25 protein-coding genes are annotated in these 24,352 nt (G+C 41.4%); 11 read left to right on the top strand and 14 right to left on the bottom strand.

All coding sequences use genetic code 11. The annotated features are described in order from the left end of the window. Positions 1 to 385 precede the first annotated feature (385 nt). Positions 386 to 451, bottom strand: a complete 66-nt coding sequence (locus GNF10_RS39325; protein ID WP_311774202.1) for a hypothetical protein — start codon at positions 449 to 451, stop codon at positions 386 to 388. 639 nt (positions 452 to 1,090) lie between these two features. Between GNF10_RS39325 and GNF10_RS22410 the strand changes: the two genes are divergently transcribed. Together GNF10_RS22410 and GNF10_RS39320 are read left to right on the top strand one after the other, a co-directional pair. Next, a complete protein-coding gene (locus GNF10_RS22410; RefSeq protein ID WP_174712644.1) occupies positions 1,091 to 1,810 on the top strand; it encodes a response regulator transcription factor in 720 nt (239 codons plus the stop codon). 138 nt (positions 1,811 to 1,948) lie between these two features. Beyond that, the gene (locus GNF10_RS39320) at positions 1,949 to 2,380 is read left to right on the top strand and encodes a protein rep (protein WP_221643755.1); all 432 of its coding nucleotides are present in this window, start codon (positions 1,949 to 1,951) and stop codon (positions 2,378 to 2,380) included. A gap of 70 nt (positions 2,381 to 2,450) precedes the next feature. Here the strand turns inward: GNF10_RS39320 and GNF10_RS22400 are convergent, their stop codons facing one another. The 4 genes from GNF10_RS22400 to pdxA form a co-directional block, all read right to left on the bottom strand. Next, positions 2,451 to 2,936: a hypothetical protein gene (locus GNF10_RS22400; protein WP_185586913.1), complete on the bottom strand. Its 486-nt coding sequence runs from the start codon at positions 2,934 to 2,936 to the stop codon at positions 2,451 to 2,453. A 614-nt stretch (positions 2,937 to 3,550) separates the two neighbouring features. Further along, complete coding sequence (locus GNF10_RS22395; protein WP_185580444.1) at positions 3,551 to 3,847, bottom strand: DNA-binding protein; 297 nt, start codon at positions 3,845 to 3,847, stop codon at positions 3,551 to 3,553. Further along, positions 3,840 to 4,178 (bottom strand): type II toxin-antitoxin system RelE/ParE family toxin, encoded by a 339-nt coding sequence (locus tag GNF10_RS22390; protein ID WP_185580445.1) that lies wholly within the window; start codon positions 4,176 to 4,178, stop codon positions 3,840 to 3,842. Before GNF10_RS22390 ends, GNF10_RS22395 begins: the two co-directional genes overlap by 8 nt. Positions 4,179 to 4,217: 39 nt before the next feature. After that, positions 4,218 to 5,309 (bottom strand): 4-hydroxythreonine-4-phosphate dehydrogenase PdxA, encoded by a 1,092-nt coding sequence (gene pdxA / locus GNF10_RS22385; RefSeq protein ID WP_185580446.1) that lies wholly within the window; start codon positions 5,307 to 5,309, stop codon positions 4,218 to 4,220. Positions 5,310 to 5,516: 207 nt separating this feature from the next. Between pdxA and GNF10_RS22380 the strand changes: the two genes are divergently transcribed. The 6 genes from GNF10_RS22380 (at position 5,517) to GNF10_RS22355 (ending at position 10,287) form a co-directional block, all read left to right on the top strand. Continuing rightward, on the top strand, positions 5,517 to 5,621 hold the full coding sequence (locus tag GNF10_RS22380) for a PetM family cytochrome b6-f complex subunit 7 (RefSeq protein WP_012410508.1): 105 nt from the start codon (positions 5,517 to 5,519) through the stop codon (positions 5,619 to 5,621). A gap of 246 nt (positions 5,622 to 5,867) precedes the next feature. Continuing rightward, positions 5,868 to 6,866, top strand: a complete 999-nt coding sequence (locus GNF10_RS22375; protein WP_185580766.1) for an SDR family oxidoreductase — start codon at positions 5,868 to 5,870, stop codon at positions 6,864 to 6,866. Between the two features lie 130 nt (positions 6,867 to 6,996). Further along, positions 6,997 to 7,914: an NAD(+) kinase gene (locus GNF10_RS22370; RefSeq protein ID WP_163929070.1), complete on the top strand. Its 918-nt coding sequence runs from the start codon at positions 6,997 to 6,999 to the stop codon at positions 7,912 to 7,914. A gap of 322 nt (positions 7,915 to 8,236) precedes the next feature. Continuing rightward, entirely contained in the window at positions 8,237 to 8,923 is a 687-nt protein-coding gene (gene nblR / locus GNF10_RS22365; protein WP_012410505.1) for a response regulator transcription factor NblR, read from the top strand. Positions 8,924 to 9,082: 159 nt separating this feature from the next. Continuing rightward, positions 9,083 to 9,589, top strand: a complete 507-nt coding sequence (locus tag GNF10_RS22360; RefSeq protein WP_185580767.1) for a DUF192 domain-containing protein — start codon at positions 9,083 to 9,085, stop codon at positions 9,587 to 9,589. Positions 9,590 to 10,059: 470 nt separating this feature from the next. Next, on the top strand, positions 10,060 to 10,287 hold the full coding sequence (locus tag GNF10_RS22355; RefSeq protein ID WP_185580768.1) for a DUF2949 domain-containing protein: 228 nt from the start codon (positions 10,060 to 10,062) through the stop codon (positions 10,285 to 10,287). 336 nt (positions 10,288 to 10,623) lie between these two features. Here GNF10_RS22355 and GNF10_RS22350 read toward each other — a convergent pair whose 3' ends face one another. Beyond that, positions 10,624 to 11,778, bottom strand: a complete 1,155-nt coding sequence (locus GNF10_RS22350) for an alanine--glyoxylate aminotransferase family protein (protein ID WP_185580769.1) — start codon at positions 11,776 to 11,778, stop codon at positions 10,624 to 10,626. Between the two features lie 375 nt (positions 11,779 to 12,153). Between GNF10_RS22350 and GNF10_RS38755 the strand changes: the two genes are divergently transcribed. Then, positions 12,154 to 12,279: a hypothetical protein gene (locus tag GNF10_RS38755; protein WP_260445929.1), complete on the top strand. Its 126-nt coding sequence runs from the start codon at positions 12,154 to 12,156 to the stop codon at positions 12,277 to 12,279. 1,174 nt (positions 12,280 to 13,453) lie between these two features. Here GNF10_RS38755 and leuS read toward each other — a convergent pair. Beyond that, positions 13,454 to 16,069, bottom strand: a complete 2,616-nt coding sequence (leuS, locus tag GNF10_RS22345) for a leucine--tRNA ligase (RefSeq protein ID WP_185580770.1) — start codon at positions 16,067 to 16,069, stop codon at positions 13,454 to 13,456. A gap of 170 nt (positions 16,070 to 16,239) precedes the next feature. Here leuS and GNF10_RS22340 point away from each other — a divergent pair, with 170 nt between their 5' ends. Further along, positions 16,240 to 16,695, top strand: a complete 456-nt coding sequence (locus tag GNF10_RS22340) for a gamma-glutamylcyclotransferase (RefSeq protein ID WP_185580771.1) — start codon at positions 16,240 to 16,242, stop codon at positions 16,693 to 16,695. Positions 16,696 to 16,711: 16 nt separating this feature from the next. Here the strand turns inward: GNF10_RS22340 and GNF10_RS22335 are convergent, their stop codons facing one another. The 3 genes from GNF10_RS22335 to GNF10_RS22325 form a co-directional block, all read right to left on the bottom strand. Further along, entirely contained in the window at positions 16,712 to 17,326 is a 615-nt protein-coding gene (locus GNF10_RS22335) for an anti-sigma factor (RefSeq protein WP_185580772.1), read from the bottom strand. 157 nt (positions 17,327 to 17,483) lie between these two features. Further along, positions 17,484 to 18,140, bottom strand: a complete 657-nt coding sequence (locus tag GNF10_RS22330) for a sigma-70 family RNA polymerase sigma factor (RefSeq protein WP_114082966.1) — start codon at positions 18,138 to 18,140, stop codon at positions 17,484 to 17,486. A 369-nt stretch (positions 18,141 to 18,509) separates the two neighbouring features. Then, entirely contained in the window at positions 18,510 to 18,662 is a 153-nt protein-coding gene (locus tag GNF10_RS22325; RefSeq protein WP_167306191.1) for a hypothetical protein, read from the bottom strand. 279 nt (positions 18,663 to 18,941) lie between these two features. On the opposite strand from GNF10_RS22325, the gene GNF10_RS38750 reads away from it, so the two are divergent. After that, the gene (locus tag GNF10_RS38750) at positions 18,942 to 19,991 is read left to right on the top strand and encodes a L,D-transpeptidase (RefSeq protein ID WP_260445930.1); all 1,050 of its coding nucleotides are present in this window, start codon (positions 18,942 to 18,944) and stop codon (positions 19,989 to 19,991) included. Positions 19,992 to 20,056: 65 nt separating this feature from the next. On the opposite strand, the gene GNF10_RS22315 is transcribed toward GNF10_RS38750, so the two are convergent. From GNF10_RS22315 to devC, 4 genes are all read right to left on the bottom strand, one after another. Then, entirely contained in the window at positions 20,057 to 20,596 is a 540-nt protein-coding gene (locus GNF10_RS22315; protein WP_041565537.1) for a late competence development ComFB family protein, read from the bottom strand. A 120-nt stretch (positions 20,597 to 20,716) separates the two neighbouring features. Then, positions 20,717 to 21,652 carry a M23 family metallopeptidase gene (locus GNF10_RS22310; RefSeq protein ID WP_185580773.1) on the bottom strand — a complete coding sequence of 312 codons (936 nt, stop codon included), beginning with the start codon at positions 21,650 to 21,652 and terminating at the stop codon, positions 20,717 to 20,719. A gap of 718 nt (positions 21,653 to 22,370) precedes the next feature. Further along, positions 22,371 to 23,069 (bottom strand): DevA family ABC transporter ATP-binding protein, encoded by a 699-nt coding sequence (locus tag GNF10_RS22305; RefSeq protein WP_185581501.1) that lies wholly within the window; start codon positions 23,067 to 23,069, stop codon positions 22,371 to 22,373. Between the two features lie 88 nt (positions 23,070 to 23,157). Further along, complete coding sequence (gene devC, locus GNF10_RS22300; RefSeq protein ID WP_185581500.1) at positions 23,158 to 24,330, bottom strand: ABC transporter permease DevC; 1,173 nt, start codon at positions 24,328 to 24,330, stop codon at positions 23,158 to 23,160. Positions 24,331 to 24,352: the final 22 nt, after the last annotated feature.

Raw genomic sequence — 24,352 nt, 5'->3', positions numbered from 1 at the left:
AAATATTTGATACATCAATCATGACTTTTAAAAAATCCTCTTAATACTACTTTTAAACCTGGTAATTTTCTCTAACAGTTGTATCCTCCAAGTTGATTAAAGTTTGATTCAGATTTGAAGTCTTTCAAAAGGTCAGAAATTTATTACCATTGCAGGCTTACTATCTACTCTAAGACATTAGTATTGGTGTAAATATCCATCATTTGGACTGTTTGGAAAATATCCAACATTTACAGAGCGTTGCACTGGTCTTGGATTTTCTCTTGGCGCTTTTTACGCACCCACCGCACCAGTGTATCGAGGTCAGTACATTTGATTTACATCTTAGTTGTTACCTCAAATGCCACATTTTCAGTTAAACCAGCAACCTTTTGCCAAGACAACCCTAGTTGTTGGCAAATTTGCACAAAACAAGATCGGAAACTGACTCACCTGCAAAAAACTTAGAAATTGTTTGACGCGTAATGCCTAAAGCTATTGCTAATTTATGCTGACTCTAAGTTTTGTCTGTTAAAGCTGTTTTTGCTGCCCTTATACCTTCTGGTGATGCTCTGAGTCCTTGGCTTATCTAGTCTCAGGCTTAAATTTGTAGTATAGTATATGCTTAGAAGGGTAGCTACATGTAAATGCACGCTGGGTGAATTTTCGTAGTCCTTCTTCAGGAGTAGATACCAGTTAGTTCAAGTAGGATTGGGTAGAATCTAAATTGGCTTATGGCTTAGTTTGTGGGTCTTTGTGAATCACTAATTAACCAGGGAGTACATTCCTTTTCCAAAGTTGTAGAAAACTGCCGTAGCGTCTGGTGTCTCTCTAGACTGTTTTTGATTATAAAAATTGTCTCGCATTACACTTATTCTAAGTATAGCAGTCAATAATTATACAATGTAAATTCAAAATTATACAAAGATCATACAATTTATCAGCATTACGGTGGCTGAAGTTTTCATAAGCTTCATGGAAAATTAATTGTATACAAGTACTACAGTAGCGATCGTACTCAGCAGAGACGCGCGTGAATCCACTCTCAACAGAAACACGGACAGCAAAACTGGGACAACAGCGAATCGCCCAATCTACAATAGGCAGCATTATGGTTATGATTACCGCTACTACTCCTAAAATTCTGATTGTTGATGACGACTTCGGCGTGAGAAATCTCGTTCATCGTTTTTTGAGTCGGAAATATCAAATAGAGGCAGCAGCAGATGGTAAGACTGCCTTATCGATGTTTGAGCAATTCAACCCAGCCTTAGTAATTCTGGATTGGAATTTGCCGGATGTTAATGGTTATAGCCTTTGCCAAGAAATGCAGAGTCGTACTAATGTTTTAGTGCTGATACTGACTAGTAGGACTGATGAGGCTGATAAAATTAAAATCTTGAGTGCAGGTGCTGATGATTTCATGACTAAACCATTTAGTCTTGCAGAAGTAGAAGTTAGAATAGAAGCTCTTTTGAGGCGGATACGCTACATCAACCCTTCACCAACACAACGGATCATTTTTAAGCAGCTAGTAATTAACCCAGAGGGACGGGAAGTAATACTAAACGATAAACTTCTCGCTTTAACAGCACTGGAATTTAATATTTTACATTTTTTGGCAAGTCACCCTAATCAAGCTTGGAGTCGCCCACAGTTAATCCAGAAAATCTGGGGTTGCGACTACGTAGGAGATGGCCGGGTGGTTGACGTACATATTGGTCAGCTTCGCAAGAAGATGGAAGTCGATCCTAGCGTACCAGAGTTTATTAAAACTGTACGCGGCTATGGTTATAAGTTTGAAGCACCCGACGAAAATACTACTTCCTGAGCTTTGCGATTTCAGGAGTAGTTCATAACAAAAAATTAGTCAGCATTGTTCTATTGCTTACTTAAATACTTTTACTGAGGCTTGACAGTATAGCTTGCGTTAGTTTAGGGCGTTGATACAAACTTATTTGGTGATTTCGTGTCTGCTCAAGCCTCAGACAGTAACTTTATTGCTTTTAATATATCGTCTCAAGATAAATTTCCTAAAAATCAAAATATACAAACTTTAACCGAAGTTTCGCCTATAGGTAAAATTTGGGACAAGCACAGAGCTAATACTGATAAAGTCTTGCATTATTACGCCAAAGCAGACGAAGATTATTTTCAGCAGTATGCTTGGCGGATGAGAATATGTTCTGAGTTGTTGAAATTTCAACTAGTAGCAGACGAATCGGAAGGTATTCTCAAGTTAAAACTATCAGATGCCCGATTTTGTAGGGTTCGTCATTGTCCAGTTTGTCAGTGGCGGCGATCGCTCATGTGGAAAGCAAGGGCTTATAAAATTCTCCCACAGGTTGTTACTGATTACCCCAAGTACCGTTGGTTATTTGTTACCTTGAATATAGAGTGACATCAGCGATATAAGAACAGCCCCATAATCCTTACATGAAAAGGATTACATAAGTTTAGAACTGTAGAAACTATGGCTTAATCCGGCGAAAGGACAAAGACCAGCGATCAGATACAACCGGAAGTAGTTCATGGGGAATACTAGAATCAAACTGGATAACCTGACCATCTTCAAGGTGATATTCCTCTTTGTGATATTCGTCTTTACCGATGCGGAAAGTAGCACGTCCAATATTGACTAATACTACCAGAGGTTCAAAAACGGAGTGGTCGCAGTGTTCTATCATGCCACCACCTGGACGATAATGGCAGAGTAAGGCACAATTCCATCCTGGAAAAATGCGATCGCCAAGTCGATTAACCCTCTCATCCCAATTGCCTGGATTAATTTTTGCATTAGGCTTTAGTAGTATTACCTCATATCCAAACCATTTGTGAGTTCGATCAAAAGCAACCCGACTAGAAGACATTGACTTCATGCCAAATTGATGATGAGTCCAATCATGAAGACTTTGAAGATCGGTACGAACATATCCAACAGTTTCAACTGAATTCATTATTAACTCCTGAAAATTTCAACTCTGCAAATCAAACTAATTACACCTACCCTCAGCGCGAAGCGTTCTAAGAAAAAATATTTAAAGTCGATTCCACTCCACGACTATTGGAGTACAACTCTTTATTTATTTTCTTCATATACTTTTAGGGGTTAGCCTATTCTTTATTTCTTCAGCGCGAAGCGTTCTAGAAAAAATATTTAAAGTCGATTCCACCCCACGACTATTGGAGTAAAACTCTTTATTTATTTCATTCACTCTAGGCGTTAGCCTATTATTTCTCTAACCACAACAGCACAAAAAATAAATGCCAGCCGTCTGAAAAACAGATGACTGGTATTTATAAATCACCTTTACTTGAAGCTAGGAAATAAGTTCGATGATAAAGTCAAAGAGTTAAAGTAATAAATTAGAATTTTCATATATACTGCTAAATGAAAGTTTCCATAATTAGGAAACAAAAAAGCCCAGACAAACAACTAGTGAATGACTGGGATATGCGAATTAGCTTCACTCGAAATTAGTAAATAACTTCGAGGAGCAATTTATAAATTATTAAAATAAATTGGTAAGGTATAAGACTGAGCGATTTAAACTGTTCTTAAAAAATCACCTCATACTGACTTCACTGTTACTGCTAGCTGTAATCCCAATGCATCCAGTAATTTCCTCAGACAATAAAATTCAAGTTCTCCTTGCTCAGATAACATCAAGTCCAGTTGCTCATAGCATTGCTTAACTGGTTCTGGAAACTGATCAATTCCACCCTGTGCTTCAATTACATTCTTGAGTGCTTTCCCTAACATTTTAGGATCGCCCTCTTCTAGAACTACTTCGATATAAGATGCTGCTTCTAATGGATCTTGGAGATGTTTAACTAATCCTTCGTGATAGCTTGCACTTTTAGGCATTATCTCTACTCCTATAGTCTTTCCAATATTCTTGAGCTTTATCAACATCTTGTTTCTGAGTGCTTTTATCTCCACCACATAAAAGAATAATAATTGTTATACCTTCTTGTCCAAAGTATATGCGGTAGCCTGGCCCATAGTCGATTCTCAATTCAAAAATACCTTCTCCAACTGACTTACAATCACCTAAATTACCATCTTCAACTCGGTCAAGTCTGGCTCTTATTTTAGCTTTTGCTCTTCTATCTTGCAGAGAATAAAGCCACTCATCAAAAATATTTTTTCCATCTACTGTCAGATAATTTTTAATTTCTCTTGGTTGCACTTCCATGATTCTTTAGACAAGTCTAGTTATAAATCATGAAATAATTCATAGTTTTCTCGCCGCCAATCTTTGACTCACCAACTCAGCCGCTAAATGTATCGCTGCTTTCATACTCGTAGCATCAGCAATTCCCTTACCCGCAATATCAAACGCTGTTCCATGATCTGGTGAAGTCCGAACGAAAGGAAGACCAATAGAAGTATTAACTGCCCGATCAAACGCCATCAGCTTTACAGGAATTAAGCCTTGGTCGTGGTAAAGTGCCAAGTATCCATCAGCAGGATTTTTTACTAAAGAATTTCCATACCAAGCTTGACCAGGTTTAACCCACATTGTATCTGGCGGTATTGGCCCATCTAGTTGTAATTGTGGTCGTTTTTGCCGCTCTTGCTCCAACCAGGAAATTAACCAATCCTGTTCTTCATGTCCAAGTTGTCCCTGTTCGCCACTATGGGGATTCAAACCTGCGATCGCAATTTTCCCATTTTCTATCCCAAAATCTTTCTCCAAACACTCCACCAGCAAATCCAATTTCTGTGTCAACAATTGTGGTGTCAATGTATCCGCTACTTGACGGAGGGGAATATGTGTGGTAGCAAGTAAAGCGCGGAGTGTCCAGTTAGTATGGGGCGATCGCGCTACAAATAACATCCCAAAACGGTCAACACCTGACTTGTGCGCCAAAAGTTCCGTTTGCCCTGGATAATTATATCCTGCGGCTTTCCAAGCAGATTTAGCGATCGGCCCCGTGACTATCCCATCAAATTTACCAGCCAGTGTTTGTGCGATCGCATATTCCATATAGGCAAAACTAGCCGCACCACTCCCCGCATTAGCTATTCCTGGGATAATTTGACCTTTAATTTCTCCATCCAATTGCACATCACAGACAGACAACTCTTCTAGATTTGCCAAAGGTGCTAAATTATCGATTAAATTCAATTTGTGATAAGTCTGTGCCAGCAAATCCCCATTACCCACCACTGTTACGTCGTATTTTTTACTAATTTCTGGTTCTGCTAAAGCTTTCAAAATCACCTCTGGCCCAATACCCGCCGGATCTCCCAGCGTCAGCGCCAAACGTGGGCGATTCTTTTTGCTAAAATTCACTAAATCACCTTGATTATTTTGATACATAAAATTTATTCATAATTATTATCATTAAAATTTTCCCCATCCCCCTTATCTTCCGCTCTACAGTAGGGATTGCCCCCCAAACCAGTAGGGATTACTTGCTAAACTAGTTTAAAATTATTTACACAGGTCTAATCCTACAGTAACTATTGAAAAGCTTCTGCTAGACCTAGTTTACACACACTAATTTGCATAAGGAGAATCACACCAATGGGCGGCGAAATTTTGAATGCAGCTATATTGTCCTTCGGTTTAATCTTCGTGGGCTGGGGCTTAGGCGCATTGTTACTGAAAATTCAAGGCGGAGAAGAATAACTTCTACGGTAATTGACTATTGAGAGGGAAGAGGTTTTCCTCTGCCTTGAAAAGTTCTGTTCGCCCCAAGGTGGCGTTCATACTTTTCGCTAACTGGGAAAAAAGCTTGTCCGTTTACCGGACAGCAATTTTCCCATGAATTTCTCCATAACAAACGATTTTCTGAGAAAAGATGTAAACTTTTGTTTACATAGGTTATTCTGATAACATTCTTTTCATAAAACATTAAAATTTATTACAAACCTCATGACATTATTAATCGTCGGTGCCACTGGCACCTTAGGAAGACAAGTGGCTCGTCGTGCAATCGATGAGGGATATAAAGTACGCTGCCTCGTGCGGAGTAGTAAAAAAGCAGCTTTTCTCAAAGAATGGGGTGCAGAACTTGTACCAGGAAATTTACGTTACCCCGATACTTTAGCGGCGGCATTAGAAGGTGTAACCCAAGTTATTGATGCGTCAACATCTCGTCCTACGGATTCACTGAGTATCAAGCAAGTTGACTGGGAGGGCAAAGTAGCATTAATTCAAGCAGCAAAAGCAGCAGGTATAGAGCGCTTTATCTTCTTTTCAATTTTGGATGCGGATAAATACCCAGAAGTACCGCTAATGGAAATTAAGCGTTGTACAGAACTATTCTTAGCTGAGTCAGGCTTGAATTATACCATCTTGCGGCTAGCTGGCTTTATGCAAGGGTTAATCGGTCAGTATGGGATTCCCATTTTGGAAGGACAGCCAGTTTGGGTGACAGGTAATTCTTCTCCCATCGCTTATATGGATACTCAGGACATTGCTAAGTTTGCAATTCGTGCATTGAGTGTGCCCGAAACGGAAAACCAAGCTTTTCCTGTAGTTGGGACTCGTGCATGGAGTGCAGAAGAAATCATCAACCTGTGCGAACGCTTATCTGGAAAAGATGCCAGGGTAACGCGGATGCCAATAAGCGTATTGCGTGCCGTGCGGGGCTTAATGCGGTCTTTTCAGTGGGGATGGAACGTGGCAGACAGGCTAGCGTTTACAGAAGTATTGGCAAGTGGTAAACAGCTAAATGCTTCAATGGATGAAGTCTACACAGTTTTTGGCTTAGATCCGCAACAAACCACAACTCTAGAAAGCTATCTCCAAGAGTATTTCAGCCGGATCATGAAGAAGCTCAAAGAGGTAGACTACCAGAAAAATAAAAATAAAAAGCAGAAACCTAAAAAAACTCCTTTTAAACAGTCTTCAAAAGCCAATAGTCAATAGTAATTACAGAAGAGACATTAGTCATGAAACTCTACACTCTGGATATTTGACTCCAGATTAATGACTACATGACCCAAAATGTGTAAGGATTACATAATACAAAGCATCGCCTAAACTTGGATATTTGAGTGTGCCGAAAGCAGGCATTATCTACAATGACGTTAAACCGATAGCGGGTCGTGTCGCTATCGAGTTGAAAGACAAGCTAACCGCAGCCGGTTGGGATGTGTGTATCACATCAAGTATCGGTGGAATATTGGGCTACTCTAATCCAGATAGTCCTGTATGCCACACCCCCATTGACGGTCTAACGCCCCCTGGTTTTGACTCAGATATGGAGTTTGCAGTGGTGTTAGGGGGAGACGGAACTGTTTTAGCAGCGTCTCGTCAGGTAGCCCCCTGTGGTATTCCACTATTAACAGTGAATACCGGTCACATGGGATTTTTGACAGAAACTTTCCTGAATCAATTGCCCCAAGCACTAGAACAGGCAATGAACGGTGAGTATGAAATTGAAGAACGAGCCATGCTCACCGTCAAAGTATTTCGGGGAGATGCAGTACTGTGGGAAGCTCTCTGCTTGAATGAAATGGTACTGCACCGAGAACCTTTGACCTCTATGTGCCATTTTGAAATTGCCATAGGTCGTCATGCACCAGTAGATATTGCGGCGGATGGTGTGATTGTTTCTACGCCTACTGGTTCTACAGCTTACTCATTGAGTGCCGGTGGCCCAGTGGTGACTCCTGGTGTACCTGTTTTACAACTAGTACCCATTTGTCCCCATTCTCTAGCTTCTAGAGCATTGGTATTTCCAGATACTGAATCGGTGAACATTTATCCAGTTAACATTCCTCGGCTAGTGATGGTGGTGGATGGTAATGGAGGGTGTTATGTTCTACCAGAGGATAGAGTATATATGGAGCGATCGCAATATAGTGTGCGATTTATTCGCCTGCAACCGCCTGAGTTTTTCCGAATTTTACGAGAAAAATTAGGTTGGGGTTTACCACATATTGCCAAACCAACTTCGGTAGAATTGCCGTAATGATTGGGCATTGGGCATTGGTTATTAATTCTTCTCCCTCAGTCCCACCCTGCGGGAAGCTAAAGCTACATCACTCTATGCCCAATGCCCAATTTACTGATTTCCGTCCAGAATTACTGGTATAGGGATGGTATTTGGAGTTAGTTATTAAGATTGCATCGGAGAATTCGATTGCTGACACCTGAACGTGCTAAAAGATTCTTAGCCGTGCGTCAAATCAGGATTGCTTCATCGTTAAAAACTCGTAATTGCACTTTATAACTGATGTAAAGATTTTCTCTGGAACATCTTTACAATCCCAAATCCAATATCCCAAATTGTTATGACAGTTGCTCCAAGTCCCTGTGTTTTGGTGATTGAAACCGATGAGAGCCTAGCAAATCAGCTTGCTTGCGATTTGCAAGAAGCTGGCTATGAATCAATATTGGCTCATGATGCGACCAGTGGTTTGCAATACTGTCGCGATCGCCAACCTGCTTTAATTGTTTTAGACCGGATGCTAGCAGGAGAATCAGGACTCTCATTGTGTAAAAATTTGAGAAGCACTGGTATGCGATCGCCTGTGTTGATTTTAATGGCAAGGGATACCGTCGACGATCGTGTAGCTTGTCTAGAAGCAGGAGCGGATGATTACATCCTCAAACCTTACCGCTCAGAAGACTTTTTGAAGTTAATTCGCCTCTACTTAAAACCCGATGTGGATACCACGGAGCAATTACGCTTTGGGGATCTTATTTTAGACATCGCAAGTCGCCGTGCTATCCACGGTGGTCGGGCAATTGACTTGACAATGAAAGAATTTGAACTATTAAAATTCTTAATGGAACATCCCCGTGAGGTGTTAACCCGCGAACAAATTTTAGAGAATGTTTGGGGTTATGACTTTCTGGGTGAGTCGAATGTCATTGAAGTGTACATCCGCTACCTCCGCCTCAAAATCGAAGATGAAGGTCAAAAGCGCCTAATTCAGACAGTGCGCGGCGTAGGGTACGTTTTAAGAGAATCCTAGTAGAGATGGCGAAAGTTTGCCTACCTTAGACAATGTGCTTAAGCCCATTGTCTAGTTAATTGAGCCTGAAAACGGCTGTGTATTACTAGACAAAAAACGTGAGCTTTCTAGCTTAAATTCTGTAAAATTGAAATCTAAATTACAAAATCAAAAATAATTATGAATCGTTGGCTAGGTTTATTCTCAATGTTGCTGAGTGTTTTATTGATGGGCTGTTCTGTGCCAACAACGGCTAAACCTCCAACCCCCACGTCTGATTCTACAACTCCAGCCCCAGCGAGTTTAGGTCAAAAACTACCAATTTCTGCAAAAGCCATTCTTCCTAATGGCACAATCATTCAGCTAGAAGTAGCGAAGACACCACAACAGCAACAAATGGGGTTGATGTATCGACCAGCTTTGCCAGATGACCGAGGAATGCTATTTGGGTTCGCTTCACCACGACCAGTTAGTTTCTGGATGAAAAATGTACCTGTAGCCTTGGATATGGTATTTTTACAGAACGGTGTAGTTAAATATATCCAAGCTGCTGCACCTCCTTGTGCAAGTGAGCCTTGTCCTACTTATGGCCCTAACACACCAATCGATAAGGTAATTGAACTTCGCTCTGGAAGAGCTGCCGAATTGAAGTTAAAAGTGGGCGATATTGTCAAAATTAAGTTCTGAGACTTAGCCCTTTTCAAGGATAAAGATTTGGATAGTTGGTCTGTTCAGACCGTATACTACCTAGAACTATGTTTTTTCTGTAAAAAATGTCACGTCTTGTAGCAAAAAGTCATCTGTAACGCTACTATTTAAAAACTGTGGTAATAATGTAAAATTCTACTGTCTCCAATCTGAAATCCCGAACTTGAGGTTTGGTTGCAAAAATATTCCCTTCGGCGTAAGTGTAAATAGTCGCCAATAAGAGAGTATAGGTTATGGAATCTTTGTTACTACTTATGTAATTAAATAAAGTACACAAGTAAACAAGATGGAGTCAGTGAATTAAGTAAAAATACTGCTTGATAATTGAGCAGATGACAAGCCTCTCTTAAAGGCAAATCAAAAAAACTGTGCTGGGGTGTATAGCTAATAACGGCACAGTGACAGATGAAATACTGGCTACTGGCTACCGAGCAATGGTGAACTAATATATGACAATACATTCTGCACAAGGAGGTGAGATTCAAATGTCACCATCAAAATATTCTCGAATGATTCATTTTTTGCAAGAAGATTTGGCAATTTCCACAGCATCGCTGGCGGTTGCACTGCGCCATCGGGAGCAAGACCCAGGCCCTTTGGCAATGATTCTTTGGCAGTATGGTTTGATTACTCTAGAACAGTTAGAACAAATTTATGATTGGCTGGAGACGGCATAATTTATGCCAATTTTGGGTTTTGGATTAAAAGTCTCTATCAAAAGGCTGTTACTGGAATCTCAAACAATACTATTTATGCAAATCCTGGATCGTACTAAGTTGCTATTGGTATTGTTTGGTGTCAAAGAAGCAGTGTCACTGTCTCCGAAGCAAATAATACTATCTAGGGCAAGTTGGTATCATTTAAGAGAATAAAAGTATGTCACATCAACTCTACCTTGTACAAAGGTTGATATATAAGTTTATTAACTCTGGTGGTTTCTACTTATTTATATGCAATAAATCAAAAGAGCGAGTTGATAATTTAACTCGCTCTTTTGATTTATTGCTGAGTAATTAGGATTGACTAAATACTCTAACTGCTGCTGCTATACCAGATCCAGGGGTGAAATCTTCGTACCCAAGTTCTGTTAGGGCAACTTCTAAGGATGCTATACAGCTAAGGATATCGCGATCGCTCACAAAGCCCAAGTGACCAATGCGGAAAATCTTATTACTCAAATGGTCTTGACCACCTGCAAGGGCAATATCAAAGCGTTTTTTCATCAATGACCGAATCTTATCCGATTCAATTCCCTGTGGTGCTACAGCCGTAATCGCCGGACTAGCGGAACTATCTGCTGCAAATAGAGGTAAATTCAACCCTTGAATGGCGGCGCGGGTAGCATTTTTCAGCCGTTCATGTCGAGCAAATATTGACTCTAATCCTTCCTCTTTCATCATTCGCAACGTGGTGTGTAACGCTACGATCAAGTTCACGGGTGGAGTAAATGGAGTTGTATTTTTGGCTGTGGCTTTGCGATATTTGCCTAAGTCCAAATAATATTTTGGTAGCTTCGCAGTTTTGTAAGCTTCCCAAGCCTTGGGGCTGACAGAGACAAAACCCAATCCCGGCGGAATCATATAACCTTTTTGAGAACCGGAGGCGACTATATCCAAACCCCAAGCATCTACCGGGAGATTGAATGCCCCCAAGCTGGTGACGGCATCAACGATAATTAAAGCTTCACCGTGTGCTTTCACATGGCGGTTGATGCTTTCTAAATCATTCAAAACACCCGTCGAGGTTTCACTGTGGGTAATGATTACAGCTTTAATTTGCTTTTGAGTATCTGCTTGGAGCTTTTCACCAAATACTGCGGGGTCTAAGGGTTTTCCCCATTCCACCTTAACTTCTTCTACATTCAAACCGTAGGCTTGGCCAACTTCTACCCAGCGTTCGCCAAATTTACCATTAGAGCCAACTAAAATGCGATCGCCTGGAGAGAGAAAATTAATTATTCCGGCTTCTACAGCACCCGTACCACTGACATTCAGTGTTAGCACATCATTTTGAGTTTGGTGCAACCACTTCAGATTTTCCGTCACCTCTGCCAATATATTGCTAAATTCACTAGTCCGGTGTCCAATCGGATGCTTGGCTAATGCCAGTAAAGCAGCTTCTGGCACCGGCGTTGGGCCTGGAATCATTAGCATCAGCTTATCGTTCATGTGTCTATCCTAAAAGTCAAATAAAAGTCAAAATTGTGGGAAATTGGTTTAGTCTGGTAGCAAATTTTAGATATTCATCTACAAATTACACTCAGATCGCCACCAGTCTTGTTGTATATTTTCCAAATCCATAGGAAAAGTATCGTGGGAGTTAATGATCGGTCAGCTTGACCTTCGCAATTTCTACGAGACTCCAACTCAAATAAAACCTCTGTTCCAGGCAATCTTACCATACACTTAGACACCAGGTTAAGGCATGTGCTAGTAGGGGAGTAGCTAAAATAGCTAAGGCTGAAGCGTCCATTTAAGCTCTCATAATTTTAGGTAGAGATATTATAAATTCTTAAATCTTCCCCATCATCGACCTAAGTTGTTTTGATAAAAATATGCGAAATCGATTTAAATATCGTGGAAATTGTCGGTGAAAAAGCTGTGTTTTGCTTCAACGAAGGAAGTAACCGCCTACACTATGTGGAAGAGTTAGATGTCATCGTTTACTAAGAGATAAAAGATACCCAACCAAAAGTTTTCAATCTGCTTGGGTAGAAGATTTGTTCTTCGGTTGCCATTCTCTAAAGAATACCTCTATCTATTGAGGAAGTGATGATTTTATTGCAATCTAAATCGCTTTCATGCGTGTATATAAGCCATCTCAGGCTTACTTGATGGCGATTTTTCACTGATACTTTTCAGTTTATTTGCTGCTAAATTTGAGATACTTATGGTGCTAATTGCTGTACATTTTGAAGCTTTACTCAAAGGCAGGCGATGCCTATGCCTGCGCTAATCAACTATAAGTTTTTATACTATACTTACAAACTTGCTACAATTGTGCTTAGTTTCGTTAGTTACCATTCATGGTGAGTCGTTTTTAACTAGTGTTCAGTTCATAAACTGTCACTCACCAGATCCCCGATTTTCTTGTAAAAGAGATATTCTTAGTTAGTGCAAGGAGTGATACCATTTCACCAAATGTTTGTCACAAGTTATCCCCGCAATACTCCCTGATAAGGGGGTGTTGCAGATTTCAAATGTTGCATCAAACAAGTGAGTTGGTATAAGCTTTTACGGGGAAGCGCTTGAGTGAGCAAAACTCTCAAGCGCTTTTTCGTGTATCAATAAAACAGTTTAACTCTTTGAACAATAATATAGATGTTTTTAAATATACATATACCAGAGAAAGAAACTACTGTTACAATACTTCTTGATAGCTCTAGCATTTATCCTGTAATAAATACGATCTAGCATCTTTTTCTTTGTACTATTCTCTGGTGTCATAAATAGATATCTTTGAAATACGCCTGCTTTCTCCACTACTGCACCGAACGCCTTCTACTCCAGCGCATTGGTAGACGCTATCACTTCATCCACGGACGACTCCAAGAACATTTTGTCTCAATGCCTGTCGAAAAATAGCCTACATAGCCTTTGAATATATTGTCATTGCGAGCGCGAAGACTTTACTTCGTTGCATACCCTTCTCTACGAGAGGCTGCCCCAACAGGAACGCCAGAGGCGAACGCAATGACATATCACAAGTAATTTAGTGGACATGATATAAATCTTTTGATGTTTTGGAAGTCTTAAGCAACTGCTGTAGGCTAGAGGGAATGAACATTTCAGGTTTTCAGTGCGTAAGTACATAAATCCTGAGTATGTTCTCTTCCCTCTAGTTTTAGCTGACTACAAAATTCACCAACTTTCCAGGCACTACAATTACCTTCTTAATCTCTTTGCCTTCGATATAACGCTGGGCAATTTCTGATTCACGGGCGTATTTCTCCAACGCTGCTTTATCTGCTTGTGCTGGTACTTGAATCGCGCCGCGAGTTTTGCCCATAACTTGAATAACTAAAGTGATTTCATCAGCTACCAAAGCAACAGGGTCAAATGACGGCCAAGTTTGAGTGTGAACTGAATCACTTTCACCCAACAAATGCCACAATTCATCAGCAATATGTGGTGCAAAGGGTGCGAGTAACATCACCAAAGTCCGAATACCTTCTGCGTAAATTGGTGAATTTTTGTCGGCATCACTTAGGGCATTACTCAACTTCATCAATTCGGAAATAGCTGTGTTGAATTGATATTCGTCTTCCACATCTTCTGTCACAGCTTGAATAGCCGTGTGAATCGCCCGCCGCAATTCCTTTTCAGCCTTAGTTAAATCAGAGGGTTGAGCTTTTTTACGGGATACCCCAGCAGTAATATAATCCGTCACCAAACGCCAAACCCGATTTAAGAAGCGGAATTGTCCTTCCACATCGGCTTCATCCCATTCCAGGTCTTTTTCTGGTGGCGCTTTGAACAAGATGAACATCCGCGCTGTATCTATACCGTATTTGGAAATTACATCTTCTGGCGCGACACCATTGCCCTTTGATTTAGACATGGTGGCGTAGAGACGTTGTAAAGGTTCGCCTGTCTGAGGGTCACGAGGGTCAGCAGAATTGACCAGATTAGAAGGAATCCATTTATCCTTACCGCCCTTATTGGGATTTAGGTAAGTTAAACCCTGTACCATCCCTTGAGTTAACAGACGTTGGAAAGGTTCATCAAAGTTCAGTACCCCTCTGTCGCGCAGTACCTTAGTAAAGAACCGCGAATACAACAAATGTAAAATCGCGTGTTCAATCCCACCCACGTACTGATTCACTGGCATCCAGTCGTTTACTTTACTGGAATCGAAAACCTCTTGTTCATTTTTAGCGTCAGGGAAGCGCAAGAAATACCACGAGGAATCAATAAAAGTATCCATCGTGTCAGTTTCCCGCTTTGCAGGAGTGCCACAAGTTGGACAAAGCACATTTACCCAGCTTTCTAACTGAGTTAAAGGTGAACCCCCACGCCCAGTAAATTCCACGTCTTCTGGCAACTGGACTGGCAAATCTTTGTCAGGTACTGGCACTATTCCACAGTTGGGACAGTGAATTACAGGTATTGGTGCGCCCCAGTAACGCTGCCGGGAAATTAACCAATCCCGCAAGCGATATTGCACCCGCACTTTACCAAAACCTTGTTTTTCGGCGTATTCAATTATGGCTGGTTTAGCGTCTGTGGAAGCCATACCAGTAAAAGCCCCAGAATTAATTAAAATTCCTGGTTCAGTGTATGCCTGCTTATAGTCAACTTGAATGAGTTGTGATTCACCAATTTCTGATGTTGGAGTTAAGTCAAAACCTGCAACATCATCTGGGGAAGCGATGACAAAATTAATTGGTAAATCGTAATTTTTAGCAAACTTAAAATCTCGGACATCATGTGCGGGTACACCCATCACTGCCCCAGTACCATACTCATACAGTACATAGTCAGCAATCCAAATAGGCACTTCTTCCCCTGTAAACGGGTTAATTGCCACCCCACCCGTGGGGATACCCCGCTTAGGTTTGTCTTCAGAAGTACGTTCCAACTCACTTTGATTAGAAACCTCTTTAATAAAGACTTCTACCGCCGCTTGTTGTTCTTTTGTGGTAACGCGATTTGTTAAGGGATGTTCTGGTGCTAATACTAAATAACTGACACCATAAACAGTATCTGGGCGCGTGGTATACACGGCAATTTTTTCATCTATCCCGATAATGGGAAATTCTAAATAAGCGCCTGTGGATTTACCAATCCAGTTTGCCTGCATCAATTTGACCCGTTCTGGCCAACCTGTCAACTTATCTAAGTCATTGAGCAATTCTTCGGCATAGTCGGTAATCTTAAAAAACCACTGCCGCAACAATTTACGCTCAACTATTGCGCCACTGCGCCAGGAACGTCCTTCGTTATCAACTTGCTCATTTGCTAATACAGTTTGGTCAATGGGGTCCCAGTTTACGGCTGCTTCTTTTTGGTAAGCTAACCCTGCTTGCAAAAACTGCAAGAAAATCCATTGCGTCCACTTGTAATAATCTGGTGAACAAGTAGCTAGTTCACATTCCCAATCAATGGATAAACCAAGACGCTGCAATTGCTGCCGCATCTGGGCAATATTCTGATAAGTCCACTTTGCTGGCGGTACACCACGGTCAATGGCAGCATTTTCTGCTGGCAAGCCAAAGGCATCCCAACCCATTGGGTGTATTACCCGATACCCTTGCATTCGCTTGAGGCGGGCAATCACGTCGGTAATCGTATAATTACGGACGTGACCCATGTGTAGGCTGCCCGATGGATAAGGGAACATGGATAAAGCGTAGAATTTTGGCTTGTTGCTAGCTGAAGGTGTTTTATCTAAGCCAAGTTCTAACCATGTTTTCTGCCATTTTTCCTCAATCGCTGCGGGGTTATATCGGGAATCCACCAAAAATTCTCCTAATGGGTCTGTCTAGGTTAACCTGTTATGTCAACCTGTTAGGTTAACCTATATTGTAGGTCAACTAATCACAGATTTATATAATTGAGCATCAGCCAAATTATGCCTGAGCTAATAGTGTTTCAGGTATGGCAAGAGTCATTATGATGAAGGTTTAGATGGTTGAATCAAATATAAAATTTTCTGATTTGGTGCGGGTTTTTGTCTACGGCACACTCAAACCAGGTGAAGCTAACTATAAAAAATACTGTGCTGGCAAAGTAGTTGATGTCAAAAAAGCTTTTGTAGAAGGTAAATTATTTGCTTTGCCAATGGGCTACCCAGCAATGACGCTGGGAAATAGCAAAGTTTACGGGTATTTACTATCTTTTCCCAACCCAAGAATTTTAAATGAGCTAGATGTGCTGGAAAATTACCAGCCCACTAGACAACCACCAGAAAACCTCTATAACAGGCAAATTATCGAGGTTTATGAACCCCAGTCGCTTCTTCTGGGTCGGGCTTGGGTTTATTTAATGACTCTAGAGCAAGTTGCCCAATTACGAGGATTACTCCAACCTGACGGCTGGTGGAGTGGCTGTTGTTTAATCGCAAAGCACAATTACGATCTGTGAATTGTTAACTTTGCAATTAGTTTATGTCCTGTTTGGAGTCTTGCCGTTGTGGTTTTACCGGATAGATTGGATTTTCTGGAGAAGCTACTGCTGCTTTAGGAATTTCAATTACCGGGTTATTTAGTCCCACCATCAGAGGAGAGGGTGGAATTATAGACGCTGAGGATGTTTGAATCGGTTCTTTTTGTGGTCGTTGCGCCAGTTGCGGCACATTCAAACCACCTGGTACTAAGCTAGATACTGCACCGATTACGCAAGCAGCAACAGCTGCACCTCCCGCCATCCAGTTTAAACGGGAACGGCGGCGCAAACGTGTGAATACTTGCTGAACTGTTGCTTCTGTTGACTCTTGGGCTGTGGGCACTGGGAGAGTCCGCAAGCCTTGGCGCAGCTTTAACAGTCGGGCATACAAGCATTGAACCGAGGCATCATTTGCCAGCCATTCTTCTACTTGCCTGCGTTCGGGGGCTGTGACTTCACCATCGAGGTAAGCACTCAATAACTCGAAGCGATCGCGCTTCACCATATCCATAAGACCCGTTGATTCATTGGTATGCTTGGCCATTCCATCTGACAAATTTTGAGGAAGTTGCAAAGAAGAACGGTCGTAAAACTGAGAATCAGTAGTCATCTTAACATTATTACCAATTCATACACGGGTAAACTGGGCGGGAATTTCGGGAAAATTAGCCATTTTTCCTTCTTAAGATGGAAGCGATCTATGTCTTTATGCTAATTCTTAATCTATGCTTAAATTCTGTCATTGGGCAGAGGCAAGATCCTGTAAATTAGGAGTCTAGATAATTCTGCAAGTGAGCTTGCAGCCTCGATCTAGCTCTGGCTATTCTTGACTTCACAGTTCCTAAAGAAACTCCAGTAATTTCAGCAATTTCTTCATAAGCCATGCCCTCGATTTCTCTCAGGACAATGGTAGTACGAAAAACTTCTGGTAAATCCGCGATCGCTTCCCGCAATTGCTCGTAAAATTCTCTCGTTGTCAGTTCTTCTTCAGGCCCGGGAGTATCGCCAGCGATTTCCCAATCCATCTCACCGTCCTCTAACGAGCGGGGAGCATCCAGTGATAAAGGGCTAACAACCCGCTTGCGTTTCCGTAACTCATCGTAAAACAAGTTAGTGGCAATGCGGCTTAACCAGCCCCGAAATTTAGCAGGCTCTTGTAATCGGTTAATATTCCGATACACTCGAATCCAAACTTCTTGAGCTAAATCGGCTCTGTCAGACCAATCTGGAGCTAGGTGGTAGAGAACTCTATCAACTTGACTTTGATAGCGGCGTAATAGTTCTGAAAACGCAACACGATCTGGCCGCAGTCCCGCTTGACAGCGCAAAATTAAATCGTGGTTAGGGAGTTTGTCAACTTGCACTGATGCTTCTGGATACTTTGCATCAACCGTTGACCAGGATACAGTAATCGACTGACTCATAGATCGTACTGGCTCTAAATCATCCCTATCTATTAGACCTGCTAATGGGACAGAAGTTCCATGCTAAGGTGACGGATTTATGACTGGAACACGGAGGCAGACAATTTTGGATACATTTATAGCAATAAAGTGAGCCACTTTTTCCTTATACTGCTCGCATAGTTGCCCTTACAACCATCAACTCAAAAAAGCGCAGCAATATGCACATTTTAGTACTTTTAGCAACTGGGTATATACGCTTGATAAAAATAATTAAATCTGGTTATTAAGGATGAAGAGAAAAATTTTGTAATTCTACCTTCTTGATACCTTTAAAATTCAGGTAATAATTTCTGGGAGTTGGGTTGCTGTGGTTACTATAATGGTGATTTATTTTTTTGATTTTGTTACCAGAATAGTTGCTGATTGTTCTAGTTGTGACCCGTAGATAGCACCAGAGTTATGTTGCTCTGGTACACGAACTTGAAAAAATAAATTGAGGGAAAATGTAATTGTGACTGCTAGCAATAGTTTTTCAAACATGGTTTTTCTCCCACCGACACCACTAATCATTGATTGCTACACTGCAAAAGTTCCGCCAGAAAGTCTAAGTATTGGCTTACAACCCCCAGAGCTTTGTAGGAATGAGGTTGGTCACTTGAATTTTTACTGCTGGGACAATTTGCATAGTCTTAGTTTGCCCAGAGGTGTTGGCAGATTTATAACGGAAATGATAAGTATTGATAAATTTTTGATAATCGGATGATGAACACATCCAATTTCTCGGCTGGATATGTCAGGGACAAACAATAGGCGATGGCAATGGCAAGAAACGAATCTGTAGGGCGGATGGTAATGTTGCTCTGTTTTGGCACAGCATTTTTATCTTTAGCTGTCCATTGGCGCATTACTACGGCACAACGGCAGTCTGATAAGTCTGCATCTACTTTGATGCGGCGAGATTCTACCCTAACCAATCCGAAGGGAAGCCGCTCAGAGGGAGTCTACAAGAATCTGTCACAAGTGAGTTTAGGGGAAATTGCGCTGGGTGCATCTGTGCCACCTGTTGAAGTTGCCCAAGGCTCAAGTGTTCAGAGAGCGGTTACACCAAATTCCTCTGCTATTAAGCCTCGAACTAATTCGAAAATAATTAAGAAGAATGTAGCTAAAGCAACGACTCGCAAGGCTTCTACACTCAAATATTCTGCTATTAAGCCTCGAACTAATTCGAAAATAATTAAGAAGAATGTAGCTAAAGCAACGACTAGCAGGGCTTCTAAATCAAAATCTTCTACTATTAAGCCTCAAACTCAGCCGAAAACAATTAGAAATAATGTAGCTCAAGCAACTGAACTACCAATCAAGATGCAGCTGGTGGCGCAAGCCGAAAGACAAAATCCAGTTGCGGATAGTTGGCCAAAAGGTTTATGGTCTAAAGCTTCAGCCCAACAAGCACCATCTGCATCTGATAGGCTGGCAGATGGCAAGACGCAAGTGGTGGTTGATTTAAGCGATCGCCGCACTTATGTATATGCAGGAGATGAGGTAATAGCTAGCTACCCAATCGCTGTAGGTAAGAAAGGTTGGGAAACTCCCACAGGTTCTTTCCAGGTGATCCACATGCGACACTATCCAATCTGGCGTCACCCAATTACAGGCAAAGTATTTGAGGCTGGTACGGATAGTCCCTTGGGAGACAGATGGATTGGTTTTTGGTCAGATGGACGCAATGAAATTGGCTTTCATGGTACGCCGGAAATTGACCTGGTAGGAACGGCTGTATCCCATGGTTGTTTAAGAATGCGTAATTCTGATGTCAGAATGCTTTATGAGCAAGTGAGTATAGGGACAACAGTACTAGTACGTAATTGATTAAGAGTCATTGGTCATTAGTCCTTTGTCTAAAACAAATAACAAATGACCAATGACTATTGAAATTATAATTTTTGCTCAAAATTAGGTGCGTATGTCTGGAGTAAGGCACTAACTTGGCGTACAACCTCATTACCAGTATTTTTGCCCAAAGCTTGCCGTTCGGGGAAGAAATTGGGTCGATCTAGGTAACGATTAATCGCTTCACTCACTTGCTGAGAAATTAATTCTTGCAGTTCTGCCTGAGCCGTTTGGCGCTGGAAGCTAGCACCCTCTTCTGTAGTAGCATACAAAGGTGGTAGTCGATTGAGAGCGTAAGCAGCAATATCTCCGACATCTAGAGAACTTTCGCTGGTGGCTTCAATTTCTGCGACTCTGGCGATCGCTTCTGTCAGTACCAATTCTTCCATGACGTTAATGAATTGTTTGCGAGGTACCGCCACTACCTCACCAGTCAATAGCGCTCCCATGAGCCGATCTAGCGCCATATACTCTTCAATTGAGAGTTCCGAGGCGTTATCACAGATTCTACCGACTTCTGCTTCCATCGCTGGTGTTAAATAACCATCCTGGAGAGCTTGTTCTACAATTTTTTCGATACTCATAACACTTATCATCATTTATGTTAGCCAAGCAAGGTAGGGACGGTATCAATCCAATTGATTTTGCTTAATCTTCAGCAAAAAAAACACAAATTACGCACAGACGCGATTATTCCGCCTCTACTAATTAACGACCTTAGTTCGCCAAGGTGTTGGATCAACAGATTGTCCGTTGACATACAGACCCCAGTGCAAATGTGGACCTGTGGAAGCACCTGTTGAACCAACTGCACCAATTAGTTGACCAGCTTTCACAAGATCACCTTCTTTAACGTTAATACGACTCAGGTGCATGAAAATACTGGTTACTCCTTGACCGTGGTCAATGCCAACTACGTTACCGTGTATCCTAAACCCTTGGGATACCCTACCCACCAAAGCAACTCGCCCAGCAGCTGGGGCAATCACCGATGAACCGGCAGCACCAGCGTAGTCAAGACCACGATGATAGTAGTCCTTTGCAAATGTACCATTATAGTAGCGACGAACACCATAGATTGTACTCATTCGCCCTGCATTTGGTTTCAGAAATACTCCATTCCAATACTTTTCTGGTGTTTGTAATGCTTTAAAAGCCGCTACACGCTTAAGTTCGTATTCTGTGGCATCTACTCCGGCTTTGCCAGGTGGCAAAGTAATGCGTTGTACGGGGAACTTGCGATTAAGCACATTCACTGCCAAGTTTTGGACTTGACCATCCCCTACAACGCGAAGTGTTCTAGTTCCAGGTTTTTCTAGGGGAGTTGTGGGAACGAAAGCCCGATACTGATTGGGGGCAATTTGAAAGGCTGGGTATGTATTATTACCAGTCGCTACTGTTGGATTTGTACCATTCTCAGGATTATTTAGATTAATCTCTACCGAGAGTGTATCCCCTAATTTAGGACTAGTTGGAGTCACCTTTACTTGTAAAGCATCTACAGGCAATGCCAAGGTGATAGGGAGAACAGCAAATATTCCCTTCAACACATTTATTGCAAGGCGATTGGCTGCCAAACTTTTGACATCAAAACCGAGAAACTTCTTGTTTGAACTACTAGTACTATTCTCAATAATCATAGAGCTACAAAAATTCCTTGCTTGTGTTGGAAGATAGACTAGCTTATTTTTACTCGTGTTTCCTCTTTGACGTAGATGTTTTTGAAACCCTCCAGAGACTTATAGACATCAGAGTTACATCAGGTAGGAGATAAGAGAGAATGGTTTGTAACTGTAATTTAGTTAGTTGGTATTAACTTTATGTATTACATTGACATTGGTAATTATCTTAAAATTTAACTAGATTGACGGCAAAGACTCTATAGTTGTTTGCCAAGGTATCATTTATTAGGCAACAAAAGAAACCCCTTGTCCCTTGTGATTATACCCATTACATAATAATACTTGAAGAAAATCTTGGAATCAACTGGACACTTGTTTAACTGGACACTCGTACTAGATTGCTAGGTTAAAATTGGTGTAAGTAAATAACGCAAACCAGGTAAACCAAAGGCAAAATATTAGAAATAACCCTATTAAGCTTAGGCAAAGTTCTATTTATTAAGTTATTGAGCATTTAATTTGCAAAGTTAGGGTATGCATCTTGCATACCCCACAATAGTTTTTAGTAAAATATAGTGTGAAATTATATTATTTTTAATTTATCCAATTCTTAATCACTGTTTATATACTAATAACACATATCATTATTGTTAATAAAAGATATAAAACAACAGTGATTTTACTTAAATTGTTCTAGTTTCGATTTCTGAGCTTGAGGAATGAAACCTGATTAAGTTTAGGTTAAGAATGTCAATTCGGACTTGAGCTTACCATCTTCCATGTCAACGATGCGATCGGCAATGTCAAGAATGCGGTTGTCATGAGTAACCATCAAGATGGTACAGCTTTGTTCTTTTGCCAGTTTTTGCATAAGATTGACTACATCCCGACCCGATTGGCTGTCAAGGGCGGCGGTTGGTTCATCTGCTAGGATTATTTGAGGATGACTAACTAAGGCGCGAGCGATCGCTACTCGTTGCTTTTGTCCTCCAGATAGTTTTTCAGGATAGTAATGTAAATGATTTCCTAATCCTACCTGCTCTAACATCTGGGCTGACCTAGCTAGCATCGCTTTTAACCCAAGATATTTGTGTAATTCCAAAGCCATTTTGACGTTTTGGAGTGCCGTTAGACTTCCATGTAAGTTATGTGCTTGGAAAATATAACCGTTATGCCGTCGCGCTTGTACTAATTGTTCAGCACTAGCACCACAAAGTTCTCGCCCTAATACCTGCAAACTACCAGATTGGGCAGAACGCAATCCACCAACTAAGGTTAGTAAGGTAGTCTTTCCAGAACCAGAGGGCCCGGTCATAATAATAATTTCACCGGCGTTAATCTCTAAGTTGATATTAGATAAAACTTGCTTGCGAAGGGAACTGTTACCAAAGTGGTGGTCGAGGTTTTTAATAGAGATTACAGGTTGACTAGTCATAAATGGCTCGATTACTGGTAAGAATTGTCATTGGTCATTTGTCCTTTGTCCTTTGTCCTTTGCAAATGACAAATAACAAATGACAAATTTAAAACATATCAGCAGGATCGGTGGCTTGGAGTTTGCGGGTGGCGATCGCACCGGAAATTGTACACATAATGATAGTCAGCACTAATACCTGCAATGCCCGAATCGCAGTCATGTACATGGGTAAATTTGTGGCACTGCGAGTCAGTTGGTAAAGTGCTAAGGATACTCCCAATCCGGGGAAGAAGCCCAGTGCTGCTAATATCAACGATTCTTCAAGCACCACACCCAGCAGGTAGTAATTGCGATATCCCATTGCTTTAAAGGTGGCGTATTCTCGAACATGGGCATTAACATCGGTGGAAAGGACTTGATAGACGATAATTACACCTACCACAAAGCCCATTGATACACCTAGGCTGAAAATAAAGCCAATTGGGGAATTTGTCCTCCAAAAGTTGTTCTCAAATTCAATAAATTCGGCGTGGGTTAAGACTCTGACATCATCTCTCAGGTAGGCTTTCAAGCTTGCTGCCACTTTTTTCGGGTCATAGCCTGGTTTTACCTGAATCAAACCTAGACTGATACTACTTGACTGTCGCCCAGAAAATAGCCGCAAAAAGTTTTGATCGCTAGTAATCAGATTGCCATCAGAACCAAAGGAAGCCCCGACTTGAAATAAGCCACTAATGGTAATTGTGCGCCTTTCTATTTCGGTGGTTAGGGTTTTACCTTGGTCAATTTGAGCGATCGCTTTTTGATAATCTCCTCTTGCACCACGATCGAACAAAACGGTATCTGGTAGCTTAATTGCCTGCAATTGCTGGTTAACATCTGGTAAGTCAAAGGCTGGCTTATCTGGATTGAAGCCAATAACTAACACCCCCGTCTCACGATGTGTTTGAGGATTTTTCCAGATTGTATTATTGAAATACATCGGTTCTGCCGACTTCACCCCTGGTATATCCATTGCTTGGTAAAGTCGCCGACGAGAAAATGTAGACAAGCTTGGTAGGTTACGGGCTTGGGGACTTGTTAAAACAATGTCTGCTTGCAAACTGCGATGTAGTCTGGTGTTACTGTCATACAGCGCAGTCTGAAAGCCCAGCTGCATGAACATGAGAAGATCCGCAAAGGCAATACCTGACAATGCCACCAAGAGGCGGCTTTTTTCATGGTTCAGTTGCAGCCATCCTAGAGGGGTTCGCCGTCGCAGTTGTTTGATCAATCCCATTATTAAGAGGCAGGGGGAGGGG

This window comes from Nostoc sp. UCD121, from assembly GCF_014222285.1.
Taxonomy (GTDB): Bacteria; Cyanobacteriota; Cyanobacteriia; order Cyanobacteriales; family Nostocaceae; genus Nostoc.
Note: the sequence above shows the minus strand (reverse complement) of the source record. Positions and strands in the feature narration are given on the sequence as shown.